Genomic DNA, 11,929 nt, shown 5'->3' on the forward strand with positions numbered 1-11,929 from the left:
ATCGTCGGCTTGACGGCCTGTAGCCGTGTGGTCGCAGCCGGACGTGGCCGTCGCGGATCGTTGGCGAGGTTGGGGAGACCGAGGCGATGGACCGCACATCCCTGCACCGCGACTGCCGTCCCTGGTGCCCCGGCGCCGGGCCCAGCGGCCATGCGGACCGCACCGCACCGCGCCGATGCACCGGTGTCCGACGGCCGTCAGATCCTGATGGATGACCTACCCGGGCGGCTGAACGCGAGCGGCGTATACCTGCGCCGGCCGCGGCTGCTGTCGGCGCTCAACGCGAGCGGCGCGGCGGTCAGGGCGGTGTACGGCCCCGCCGGCGCCGGCAAGACCATGCTGCTGCTGGACTGGCTGGATCAGCTTCCTCCGCTCGCGCCGGCGGTGTACGTGGAGGTGACCGGCGCCGCCACCGCGCGGGTACGGTGGCGGCGGGTCGAGGCCCGCGGCGCCCCGGCAGGCGCGCGACCGGGCGACCTCGCGCCTGCCGGCGGCGGGCTGCTGAGCCTGCCCGAGGCCGCCGGCATGCTGGACCGGCTGCCGCCCGCCGACGCCGGATCGCCGGACGAGCCCGCCACCGTCGTGCTCGACGGCATCGACGCGGTCACCGACCCGCGCCTGCTGGACCGGCTCATCGGCGCGCCGCTGCGGCACGGGGCGCCCGAAGCGGCCCAGGCCCGCAAGCCGGCCGTGCAGGTCGTCCTCGCCGGCCGCCACCCGCCGAACCCGCCGAGCCTGGGCCCCGCGGCGCTGCCGGCCGACGCCGCCCTCGATCCGCGGGACCTGCAGCTGACCAGCGCCGAGACCGCGCAGCTGTGCGCGCTGCGCGGTCTGGACGTCGCGCCGGCCGACGTACGCCACCTCTACGCGGTCACCGGAGGCTGGGCCGCGGGCGTCGCGATCGCCATCGACGCGCTCCAGAACGGCCCCTACGACATGCAGCAGCACCTCGACGAGATCCTGCGCACCGGGGCCGATCTCGACGGCTACATCGAGGACGACGTGCTGGCCGGGCTGGCGCCGGACCAGCGCGACGCGGTCGAGGCGGCCAGCATCCTGACCACGGTCAACGCCGAACTGCTCACCGCGCTCACCGGGCGGCCGGACAGCGCCTCGCTGCTGGCCGCCCTCGCCGAACACCACCGCGTGTTCGTGGAGCTCGACGGCGTCTCGGGCTGGTACGGCCTGCCCCGGCTCTGGCGCGCGGCGCTGCACCACAGGCTGCTCACCACGGCCCCCGATCGGCTCCACGACCTGCACCGCACCGCCGCCGCCTGGTACGCCGAGCACCGCCGGCCGGCCGAGGAGCACCGCCACGCCGCGGCCGCCCTCGACGAGCCCCTCGGCAAGCGCCGGGCCCGCGCCCGCGGGACGGGCCCCGCCACCCGGCACCGCCCGGGCACGGCCGCCGGCTCCCTGTTCGAGTACGCCTGGCGGGCCCTGCAGGCGGGCGACCCCGTCACGGCCCGCCAGCGCCTCACCGCGGCGCTCAACGGACCGGTCGACGGCGGCGCGGCGCTGCGGCTGAAGGCGACCCGCATGGGCGCCGTCGCCGACCACCAGCAGGGCCTGCTGCGCGCGGCCGCCCGCGCCGCCGCCGACGTGCGCGCCACGCTGCACCACCACGGCATCGCCGACTCCCGCGACGAGGGATGGGCGCTGCTCACCCTCGCCGCCGTCGCCGTGCTGCGCGGCCAGCCCGAGCGGGCCCATCGCCGCCTCGACGACCTGCTCGTCCAGAACTGGCCGCCGGACCCGGCGCTGCTGGCCGGTGAGACCTTCCACCGGCTCCTGGCCACCTACCAGACCGGCCAGTCCGCCGCCGCGCTGGCCGCGGCCGAGCGGCTCATCGCCGAGGACGCCGACACGCTCGTGCTGCCCCGCTGGGCGCCCCGGGCGGCGCGCATCGAACTGCTCACCGCGCGCGGTTTCATCCACGACGCCACCCGCCACCTCGACGCCGACGCCGCCAGGTTCCCACCGGTGGTCGCGGCCCTGGCCGCGGCGAGGCTCGCCCTGGCCACCGCTCACCGCCCCGGCTCCGACGTGGAGCGGATCCTCCGGCCGTTTCTCGGCGAACGCCAGGCGTCCCTGGTGCACGCCGTCGAGCTGCGCCTGCTCATCGCCGCCGGGGCCCGCCGGGCGGGCCGGCTCGCCGTCGCTGAGCGCTTCGACCGGGACGCCGCCGCCCTGGCCTCCGGCGAACAGCTCCGGCATCCGTTCATCGTCCTGCGGCTGTTGGAGGGCGCCGCCCGCATCAGCGTGCCGCCGCCGGGCGGCGCGCCGGCCGCCGGCCCGCGCGACCGCCCCGAGCTGACGCAGGCCGAGTCGAGCGTGCTGGGCATGCTCGTCGGCTTCCTGACCGTCGGCGAGATCGCCGGCGAGCTGCACCTGTCGCCGAACACCGTGAAGACCCACATCGCCGCGGTGTACCGCAAACTCGGCGTCCACCGCCGCCGCGACGCCGTGCGCCGCGCCCGCGAGCTCGACCTGCTGTGACGGCGAGGCGGCCGGGGCGTCAGCCGACCGCGGTGCCGACGAGCGACCCGATGCCGAACGTGACGGCCATCGCCAGCGCGCCGCCGAGCACCAGCCGGGTCACCGCGCGCCGGGCGGGCGCCCGGCCCAGCCAGGCGCTGACGTAGCCGGTCAGGGCGAGCGCGGCGACGACCACGACGATGGCGACGGCCACCCGCACCTCCGGCGGCGGCAGCAGGATCGCCAGGAGTGGCAGTACCGAGCCGGCCGTGAACGCCAGCGCCGAGGCGGACGCGGCGTGCCACGGGTTGGTCAGCCCGTCCGGGTCGATGTGCAGCTCCGCGTCGGCGTGCGCGTTGAACGCGTCGCGTGCGGTCAGCTCCTCGGCGACCTGCCGCGCGGTGGCCGGGGTGAGCCCCTTCGCCTCGTACAGCGCGGCCAGCTCGGCGAGCTCCTCCTCCGGGTAGGCGGCCAGCTCGCGGCGCTCCTTGGCCAGCAACGCCCGTTCGGTGTCGCGCTGGCTGCTGACCGACACGTACTCGCCCAGCGCCATCGACACCGCCCCGGCCACCAGCCCGGCGATCCCGGCGGTGGCGATCGCCGCGGAGGAGGTGGTCGCGCCGGCCACCCCGACCACGAGGCCGGCCGTGGAGACGATGCCGTCGTTGGCGCCGAGCACCCCGGCCCGCAGCCAGTTGAGCCGCTCGAAGATCCCGCTGTCGTGGGCCTCGCCGGGGTGGCCGGCCGGACTGTGCTCACCGCGACGCATGCGACTACTCTAGGACGCCGTCGATCCGCCGCCGCCTCAGCGGTGCGGCGGGGCCTGGCGCTCGGCCGGGGTCGAGCTGAGCCGGCCCTCCCAGGCGGCCTTCGCGCCCGAGTCGCCGATGCGGTAGATGTCGGCCACGGCCAGCCCGGCCACGACGACGGCAACCGCGGTGATCGTGGCGGTCACCACGGCCGACTGCGGCGCCAGCACGCGCCGGGAGAGCAGCGTGCGCCGGCCGCCGGCCTCGCGCTGCCGCCACCAGATCGCCAGCGCCATCGCCGTTACCGCCAGCGCCGCCCACACCGCGGTGTCGCCCAGCTCGGTGTGGTCGCGCAGCACCGCGCTGCTCGGCACGCGCCGCTCGAGCCACTCGCCGGCGTCGGTGGTGACCGGCGTCAGCACCAGCGTCGCGGCGGACAGCACGAGGTTTGCCCCGGCCAGGCGCCGGCGAGCAGCCGGCCAGGCCGCGGTGAGCACCAGCAGCAGCGCCGACAGCGGCAGCAGCACCACGATGGCGTGCACCAGCAGGACGTGGGCCGGCAGGCCGTTCACGGTCGTCACGGGGTTTTTCCTTTCCAGCGCGTGCTTCGCGCCTCGCTCCCGGCGAAGCCTAGGCGGCCGTTTCTTGGGGTTCTCCAATTCGCAGCGGTCAGGCTGGCCCCTGTCGCCGGAGCGGGACGGAGGAGCGGATGCCATGACGACGTGGTCGAGCGCGGTGCGGGTGAGCGCCGCGGCCGGCGCGGTGCTGAGCGTGCTGGTCGTGGTGGGCCTGTGGCTGACCGGCCACGGGCCGCAGGCCGCCCTGATGCCGGGGGGCCCGGCCACCACGACCGGCCGGCTGTCGGGCCTGGTCTCCGCCGATCTGCTGCTCGTCCAGGTGCTGCTGATGGCGCGCATCCCGTGGGTGGAGCGCGCCTATGGGCAGGACGCCCTGGCGCGGCGGCACCGGACGGTCGGCTTCGTGTCGTTCTGGCTGATGGTCGCGCACGTGGTGCTGATCACCGTCGGATACGCGCAGACCTCCGACACGGGGCTGGTGACCGAGGCGTGGGACCTCGTGGCCACCTACCCGGGCATGCTGCTGGCCACCGCCGGCACGGCGCTGCTGGTGGCGGTCGTCGCGCTGTCGGTGCGGGCGGCGCGGCGGCGGATGCGGTACGAGAGCTGGCATCTGATCCACCTGTACGCGTACCTCGGGGTCGGCCTGGCGCTGCCGCACCAGCTGTGGACGGGCACCGACTTCGCCTCCTCGCCGGTGGCCACGGCCTACTGGTGGGGCCTGTGGGCGGCGGCGCTCGGGGCGGTGCTGGTGTTCCGGGTGGGGCTGCCGGTCTTCCGGTCGGCCTACCACCGGATGCGGGTCGAGTCCGTGGTGTTCGAGGCGCCGGACGTAGTCTCGGTGTACATCCGCGGGCACCGGCTGGACCGCCTGCCGGCCCGGGCCGGGCAGTTCTTCCTGTGGCGGTTCCTGGACGGGCCGGGCTGGACCCGGGCCCACCCGTTCACCCTGTCCGCCGGCCCCCGGGCCGATGTGCTGCGGATCACCGTCAAGGATCTCGGCGACGGCAGCGCCCGGATCCGGCACCTGACGCCGGGCACCCGCGTCCTGGTCGAGGGCCCCTACGGCGCGCTGACCGCCGAGCGCCGCGACCGGTACAAGGTGCTGCTCGTCGCGGCGGGCGTCGGCATCACGACGATGCGGGCCCTGCTGGACGACCTCGCGCCGGCCGGCGCCGCCGCGACGCTGCTCTACCGGGTCCGGTCCCTCGACGACGCCGTGTTCCGCCACGAGCTGGACAGCTTCGCCCGGCACTACGGCGTGCGGGTGGTCTATCTCGACGGGCACCGCCCGCGGACCGGGTCCTGGCTGCCGGCGCGGTACGCGGCGCGCAACGACCCGGCGGGCCTGCGCCGGCTGGTACCCGACGTCGCCGAGCACGACGTGTTCCTGTGCGGGCCGCCGCCGTGGATGGCCGCGGTACGAGGGACCCTGGCCGCCTGCGGGGTGGCCGACGAGCGCATTCACGCCGAGGAGTTCGCATGGTGACGACCCGCCAACCCGGCCCGGGCCGCGTCGTGATGTTCGCGGCGGCCACCGCCGCCGGGCTGGTCCTGCTGTTCAGCTACCGGACCAGCCTCGGCGGCACGCCCCCGGCGCAGGCCAGCGGCGAGCAGGCCCCGGGGGTGGTGCCCGAGACCGCGCCGCCGTCCGCCCCGGCCGCGTCGGGGACGGCGGCCCCGCCGGCGCGGAGCACGACGGTCAACGGCAGCGTCGCGCAGACCCGGTGGGGGCCGGTGCAGGTCCAGGTCAAGATCTCCGGCGGCCGGATCGCGGACGTGATCGTGCTGCAACGGCCGTCCGGCAACAGCCGGGACGAGGAGATCAACTCCTTCGCCCTGCCGCGGCTGCGCACCGAGGTCCTGCGGGCGCAGAGCGCCCGGATCGACACCGTCTCCGGCGCCACGGTCACCAGCTCGGGCTACATCGAGTCACTGCAGGCCGCCCTGGACAGCGCGCACTTCGGGCAATGAGGGAAGGTGGGCGCATGACGGATCCGGCCCCCGACGGCCCGCGCCTGCTCGTCGTCGAGGACGACCGGCCGCTCGGCGCGCTGCTGCTGCGGATGTTCGCCGCGCAGGGCTACGAGGCCCAGCTCGCCGAGGACGGCCAGCGCGGCCTGCACCTGGCGCTCACCCGCGAGTACGACGTGCTGGTCATCGACCGCGGCCTGCCCGCGATCGAGGGCCTCGACCTGCTCGGACGGCTGCGCCGGTCCGGGGTGACGACCCCGGCGCTGATCCTGACCGCGCTCGGCACGCTCGCCGACCGGGTCAGCGGGCTGGACGGCGGCGCCGACGACTACCTCGTGAAGCCGTTCGAGGTGGAGGAGCTGATGGCCCGCATCCGGGTGCTGGCCCGCCGCCGCAAGCCGGCGCCGGCCGTGACGATCGGCCGCGCCGGGTTCGACCTGATCACCCGGGCCGTGACGCTGGCCGACGGCAGCTGCGTCACGCTGTCGGGCCGGGAGAGCGATCTGCTGCGGCTGCTGGCCCAGGACCCGGCGCGCGTCTTCACCCGCGACGAGATCGTGACCCGGGTCTTCCCGGAGTCCAGCACCGACTCGCTGGTCGACACCTACGTGCACTACCTGCGCCGCAAGCTCGGCGCGGACGCCGTGCGCACCGTCCGCGGCGTCGGCTACCGGCTGGGCGCGCTGTGAGGACGACGGCCGTGACGCCCGGCGGGGCGGACCGGGCGATGCTCGCCCGGGCCCGCCTGGCGCTCGGGCTGCAGACGGCCGCCGCCATCACCATCAGCCTGCTGGTCGTCGGCGGGCTGGCCCTCTTCGTCGTGCAGCGCGGCCAGTACACGCAGGTCGAGGACATGCTGCGGCACACCGCGGCCACCGAGGAGGACGTGATCGACCCGCCGCCGGGCGTGTGGCTGTTCGACCAGGCACCCGACGGCTCGGTGACGGGCACGCCCGGCGCGCCCGACGAGCTGCCCGACCACGCGGCGATCGCCCGGGTGCGGGCCGGCGGCGCGGCCGGCACCACCGACCTCGACACCGAGGACGGGGACTTCCGGGTGCTGACCGAGCGGCGCGGCGACCACGTGGTGCAGGTCGTGGCGAGCCTCGGCGACCAGCACGCCGAACAGCGCCGGCTCCTGCTGGCCCTGGGCCTGGCCGAGCTCGCCGGCCTGGCCATCGCGTTCGTGTTCGCCGTGGTGCTGGCCCGGCGGGCCACCGCGCCGCTGGTCGACGCGCTGACCCGGCAGCGGCGCTTCGTCGCCGACGCCGGTCACGAGCTGCGCACCCCGCTGACCCAGCTGCACCTGCGGGCCCAGCTGCTGCACGCCGACCTGCGGGCCGGCGCCAACGGACCGTCCGTCACCGACGACGTCGAGCAGCTGGTGGTCGGCACCCGCCAGCTCGGCGAGGTGGTCGAGGACCTGCTGATGTCCACGCAGCTGCCCAACCGGCTGGGCGACAGCGCCCCGGTCGACCTCGCCGCCGTCGCCGCCGGCGTCGTGGCCGAACACGCCACCCGGGCGCGGGAGCAGGGCGTCGAGCTGACGCTGGTGCCCGACGCCGACGGCGCCTCGACGGTCCACGGCCGGGAGGTCGCACTGCGCCGGGTCGTGACCGCGCTGGTGGACAATGCGCTGAGCCACACCCCGGCCGGCGGCCACGTCACCGTGGAGCTCGCGTCGACCGGGTCGCCGCGGCGGGTCAGCCTGGCCGTGCGGGACGACGGCTCGGGCTTCGACCCGGCCGACACCGATCGCCTGTTCGCCCGGTTCGCCCGCGGCCACGGCGACCACCGCCGCTTCGGGCTGGGCCTGGCGCTGGCCCGCGAGGTGGTGACCGGGCACGGCGGCACCATCGAGGCCTGGGGCCGGCCCGGCCAGGGCGCCGCCTTCACCGTGGTGCTGCCCGCGGCGCCGTCCTGAGGCGGCACGCGCTGCGAACGGGGTCACTGCCGGCGCACGCCCGGGGCGGGGCCAGGCGGCCGCCTGATACGTTCCGCAGACCGACGGCTGGCGACCCGGACCCCCAACCCGGCAAACTGGCGCTGAAGGAACGGAGACGGGGATGACCGAGGACGCGGGCATCGGCCGACCCGACGAGCGGGACCGCGTCGATGTCCGGTTCGTGGCGGTGGCGCGGCTGGAGCTCGACGAGCTCCTCGAGCAGCTGGTCGAGCGCATCCGCGACGTGCAGAGCACCCAGGGACGGCTGCGCGGGCTGCTGCGCGCCAACCTCGACATCGCCCAGGGCGTCGACCTGGAGCACGTGCTGCGCCAGATCGTCTCGGCCGCGAAGAACCTCGTCGACGCCCGGTACGCCGCGCTCGGCGTGGTCCAGGACGGCCACCTGGTGCGGTTCCTGTACGACGGCATGGACGACGACGCGGTGCAGCTGATCGGTCACCTGCCCGAGGGCAAGGGCGTGCTGGGTGTCCTGGTCGAGGACCCGCACCCGGTCCGCCTGGCCGAGATCGGCGACCATCCGGCGTCGGTCGGGTTCCCGCAGGGGCACCCGCCGATGCACAGCTTCCTCGGGGTGCCGGTCCGGGTCCGCGACCGGGTGTTCGGCAACCTGTACCTGTCGGAGAAGGAGGGCGCCGCCGAGTTCAGCCGCGACGACGAGGAGGTCGTGAAGGCCCTCGCGGGCGCCGCCGGCATCGCGATCGAGAACGCCACGCTGTTCAGCGAGGCGCGCCGCCGCCGCGACTGGCAGGAGGCGATGACCACCGTCACGACGACCCTGCTGGAGGGCGCCGACAGCGACCGCGCGACGCGGGCCCTCGCCGAGTGCGCGCTGCGGGCGGCCGGCGCGGCCGGGGCCGCGTTCACCGCGACGCCCGAGGACGGCTCGTCCGACCTGCGGGTGACCGTCGCGGTCGGCCTGCTCGGGCCGTGGCACGGCCGGTCCGTGCCGGTCTGCGGCTCCCTGGCCGAGGGCGTGCTGGCCGCCGGCGAGGCCATGCTCGTCGTCGAGCCGGCGGACGACCCGCGCACCGCGGCCGCCCTGGAGCTGGTACCGGACCTGGGCGCGACGATCGTCGCCCCGGTGATCGGCGACCGGGGTGTGCACGGCGTGCTCACCGTGGCCCAGCGCCACGGCGGGGCGCAGCTCACGCGGGCCGACCTGGAGATGATCCAGGCATACGCCGCACACGCCGGCCTGGTGCTCGACGTCGCCGCGCTGCGCCGCGAGAACGAGCACATCCGCGTCCTCGAGGACCGCCAGCGCATCGCCGCCGACCTGCAGGAGACCCTGATCCGCGACCTGTTCGGCCTGGGGTTGTCGCTGCAGGGCGCCGCCGCCCGCGTCGCCAACCCGGACGCGCGCGCCGCGCTCGCCGCCAGCGTCGACGAGCTCGACCGCATCATCCGCGGCGTGCGCACCGCCGTGTTCGCGATGGAGCCGCGGGACGGATCGTCCGGCTGACCCGCGTGGGCTGACACCGCGTCGCCGTGCACCGGCGTCACCCGCCGGGACCTGCTTGCCGGATGACGCCGTCCCTACCGGTGCGGGCGGCGGCCGCGGAACGCTGGAAGGGAGCCTCGGAAGCCTCGCGCGGCGAGGACATCGAGCGGCACACCGCGACGGAGGGAGTGCCATGGATACTGACACAAGGGTCGTCGTCGGCGTCGACGGCTCCCCCGAGAGCGTCGAGGCCCTGGCGTGGGCCGCCGGCGACGCGTCGCGCCGGCACCGTGCGCTGCACGTCGTCCATGCGTTCCAGTTGCCGGCCGTATACGGTCCGTTCCCGCCGCCGGTGCCCTCGCCGTACGACGACGAGACGCGCGCGGCGGCCGAGCGGATGCTCGCCGGGTCGGTGGCGCGGGCACGGGCGCTCGCGCCGGGCCTCGAGGTCACCAGCGACATGCCGATGCGGCAGCCGGCCAACGCGCTCCTGGCCGCCGCCGAGCACGCGGACACGGTGGTGGTGGGCAGCCGCGGCCTCGGCGGCTTCGCCGGCCTGCTGCTCGGGTCGGTCAGCATCGAGGTCTCCGCGCACGCCGCCTGCCCCGTCGTGGTCACCCACCACGGCGGCGGACGGCCCGGTGCCGAGGCCGGCCGGATCCTCGTCGGCATCGACGCCGCCCACGACGCCGACCGGGCGCTGCGCTTCGCGTTCGAGCAGGCGTCGGCCCGCCACACCGGCCTCACCGCCGTCCACGCCCACGCCGCTCGCGGCCGGATGCACACACCGGGGCACGAGCCCGGCGACCCGCGCGAGGACGAGCGCCGGGCGCTGGCGGAGTCGACGTGCGTCTGGTCGGGCCGGTACCCCGACGTCGACGTCCAGCGCGCGGTGGTCAACGGCGCCCCCGCGGCGGTGCTCACCGAACTGTCGGCCGGCGCGGAGCTGCTCGTCGTGGGCTCCCGCGGCCATGGCGGCTTCACCGGCATGCTGCTGGGCTCGGTGAGCCAGGCGGTCGTCCGGCACGCCGAGTGCCCGGTGGCCGTGGTCCACTGACCGGCCGCGGCTGCCCGTTCAGGGCCGTCGGTCCCGGCCCGGGGGCGGGTCGCCCGCGGCGGACTGCGGCGGCGGCTGGAGAGCCCGCACCTCGGCGGCGATCTCCTCCGCCACCCGGTCGGCGGCCCGGGCCACCTCCGGCGTGAGGCCCGCGCCGAGGCCGGTCTCGGCCGCCTCGACGCCGAACACGACCATCCGCTCGGGCAGCCGGTCGAGCTCGCGGGCCAGCGACACCGTGTCGCCCATGCCGCCGGTGTGGGTGCTCGTGCCCGGCGGGTGCGGCGGCGCCGGCCAGGGCACGACGAGGCGGTGGATGCGGCCGGGATGGGCCGGCTGGGCGTGCACCGCGTCGACCAGCACGGCGAGGCGCCGCCGTTCCCACAGCAGGATCAGCGCGCAGCCCTCGCCGTCGCTCTCGGCCAGGGTCGCGCCGGGCAGGCCGGCGGCGCGCAGCCGGTCGATGACGGCCGGGCCGACGCCGTCGTCGCGCCGGTACGGGTTGCCGACGCCGATGACGACGACCGGTGGTCTCAGGGCCGCCCGTGCCATGGTCGCCGTCACACCGGGGCCTGGGACAGGTCGAGCAGGCGTATGCGGGTGGCCTGCATGCGCTCCACGACGACGGCCATGAAGCGCTTGGTCAGCTCGTAGCCGAGCGCCGGATCGGCGTCGCACAGCCGGCGCACCGCCGGACCGTCGAGGGCGATGGCGAGCACGGGATCGGCGGTCACCGCGCCGAAATGCCAGCGGTACGGCGGGAAGAGCCAGGACCATCCGACGACGGTGCCGGGCCCGATCGTCTCGAGGATGACGTCGCCGCGGCCGGGCACCCGGATGTCCAGGTTGACGTGGCCGTCGCGGACGAGCCAGAAGCGCTCGGCCTTGCCGTTCTCCTCGAAGATGCGGGTCCCGGCCTTGAACGGGGCCCGGCACGCCCAGCGCGACAGGCGCTCGACGTGCTGCGGCGACATGCCTGCGAGGAACGGATGGCCGATCAGCAGGTCGAATGCGGTGGTGATCATGTCGGCTCCTCGGTGGTCGCGGGTGGGTGGGCGTCAAGGGCGTGCAGCTCCGCGGTCACGTCGATGTCGGCCGATTTCCAGGTGCCGAACCTGCGGCCGAGCCTGCGGTCGAGTCAGGGAGCCGTTCGTTCCACTACACCCGTGCCGGGCCGGGCGCGAGTAGGGTCATTCGACCCTGATCGGCGGGACGGGTGCTCAGCGCAGGCGGCGACGGCGCCTCACGCGCCGGGTTTCGCCGTCAGCTCCCGCTCCAGCACGTCGCCCATCGCCCGGAGGATCTCAAGCGTCCGGCGCGCCTCTGCCTCGTCCAGCCGGCTGATGGCAAACCCGGCGTGCACAACGACGAAGTCGCCCACGGCCGCGTCCGGCACGTACGCCAGGCAGACCTCACGCTCGACGCCGCCGAAGTCGGCGGTGCCCATGCTCAGGCCCGAGCTGTGGTCGATGGCCGCCAGGCGGCCGGGCACGCCAAGGCACATGCGCTCATCCGTTCTGCATCCGGGTGGCGGCGACGGCCGGCCCGGGCGATGGACCGGCGGTTCACAGTCTCGTGGACGGCGGCGCGCGGCGGCGTCCGTTGCGCGACGCTCACCCACGGCCACGGCGGTTGCTCACCCGCGGCCGGGCGCCGGTCCCGGGGCGGCCGGGACCTTCGCCTCTCGTG

12 protein-coding genes are annotated in these 11,929 nt (G+C 75.9%); 7 read left to right on the top strand and 5 right to left on the bottom strand.

Features of this window, described 5'->3' with window-relative positions; all coding sequences use genetic code 11:
- Positions 1-183: 183 nt before the first annotated feature.
- Positions 184-2,499, top strand: a complete 2,316-nt coding sequence (locus tag ACGFI8_RS27610; protein ID WP_392809222.1) for a LuxR C-terminal-related transcriptional regulator — start codon at positions 184-186, stop codon at positions 2,497-2,499.
- A gap of 19 nt (positions 2,500-2,518) precedes the next feature.
- On the opposite strand, the gene ACGFI8_RS27615 is transcribed toward ACGFI8_RS27610, so the two are convergent.
- Positions 2,519-3,247 (bottom strand): VIT family protein, encoded by a 729-nt coding sequence (locus ACGFI8_RS27615; RefSeq protein WP_392809224.1) that lies wholly within the window; start codon positions 3,245-3,247, stop codon positions 2,519-2,521.
- 36 nt (positions 3,248-3,283) lie between these two features.
- Entirely contained in the window at positions 3,284-3,808 is a 525-nt protein-coding gene (locus tag ACGFI8_RS27620; RefSeq protein WP_392809225.1) for a DUF2231 domain-containing protein, read from the bottom strand.
- 133 nt (positions 3,809-3,941) lie between these two features.
- On the opposite strand from ACGFI8_RS27620, the gene ACGFI8_RS27625 reads away from it, so the two are divergent.
- The 6 genes from ACGFI8_RS27625 to ACGFI8_RS27650 all read left to right on the top strand — a co-directional run bounded on the left by ACGFI8_RS27625 (position 3,942) and on the right by ACGFI8_RS27650 (position 10,243).
- The gene (locus tag ACGFI8_RS27625) at positions 3,942-5,294 is read left to right on the top strand and encodes a ferric reductase-like transmembrane domain-containing protein (RefSeq protein WP_392809227.1); all 1,353 of its coding nucleotides are present in this window, start codon (positions 3,942-3,944) and stop codon (positions 5,292-5,294) included.
- On the top strand, positions 5,288-5,779 hold the full coding sequence (locus ACGFI8_RS27630) for an FMN-binding protein (protein ID WP_392809229.1): 492 nt from the start codon (positions 5,288-5,290) through the stop codon (positions 5,777-5,779). Before ACGFI8_RS27625 ends, ACGFI8_RS27630 begins: the two co-directional genes overlap by 7 nt.
- A 14-nt stretch (positions 5,780-5,793) precedes the next feature.
- Positions 5,794-6,468: a response regulator transcription factor gene (locus ACGFI8_RS27635; protein ID WP_392809231.1), complete on the top strand. Its 675-nt coding sequence runs from the start codon at positions 5,794-5,796 to the stop codon at positions 6,466-6,468.
- An 11-nt stretch (positions 6,469-6,479) separates the two neighbouring features.
- Positions 6,480-7,703, top strand: a complete 1,224-nt coding sequence (locus ACGFI8_RS27640) for a sensor histidine kinase (RefSeq protein ID WP_392809233.1) — start codon at positions 6,480-6,482, stop codon at positions 7,701-7,703.
- A 142-nt stretch (positions 7,704-7,845) separates the two neighbouring features.
- Positions 7,846-9,207, top strand: a complete 1,362-nt coding sequence (locus ACGFI8_RS27645; RefSeq protein ID WP_392809234.1) for a GAF domain-containing protein — start codon at positions 7,846-7,848, stop codon at positions 9,205-9,207.
- Positions 9,208-9,379: 172 nt separating this feature from the next.
- Positions 9,380-10,243 (top strand): universal stress protein, encoded by an 864-nt coding sequence (locus tag ACGFI8_RS27650; RefSeq protein WP_392809236.1) that lies wholly within the window; start codon positions 9,380-9,382, stop codon positions 10,241-10,243.
- A gap of 18 nt (positions 10,244-10,261) precedes the next feature.
- Here the strand turns inward: ACGFI8_RS27650 and ACGFI8_RS27655 are convergent, their stop codons facing one another.
- The 3 genes from ACGFI8_RS27655 to ACGFI8_RS27665 form a co-directional block, all read right to left on the bottom strand.
- Positions 10,262-10,792 (bottom strand): hydrogenase maturation protease, encoded by a 531-nt coding sequence (locus ACGFI8_RS27655; RefSeq protein WP_392809238.1) that lies wholly within the window; start codon positions 10,790-10,792, stop codon positions 10,262-10,264.
- A gap of 8 nt (positions 10,793-10,800) precedes the next feature.
- On the bottom strand, positions 10,801-11,265 hold the full coding sequence (locus tag ACGFI8_RS27660) for a cyclic nucleotide-binding domain-containing protein (RefSeq protein WP_392809240.1): 465 nt from the start codon (positions 11,263-11,265) through the stop codon (positions 10,801-10,803).
- A gap of 218 nt (positions 11,266-11,483) precedes the next feature.
- Positions 11,484-11,744: a HypC/HybG/HupF family hydrogenase formation chaperone gene (locus tag ACGFI8_RS27665; RefSeq protein ID WP_392809242.1), complete on the bottom strand. Its 261-nt coding sequence runs from the start codon at positions 11,742-11,744 to the stop codon at positions 11,484-11,486.
- Positions 11,745-11,929: the final 185 nt, after the last annotated feature.

This window comes from Dactylosporangium sp. NPDC048998 (genome assembly GCF_043197855.1).
In the GTDB taxonomy this organism is placed as follows: domain Bacteria; phylum Actinomycetota; class Actinomycetes; order Mycobacteriales; family Micromonosporaceae; genus Dactylosporangium.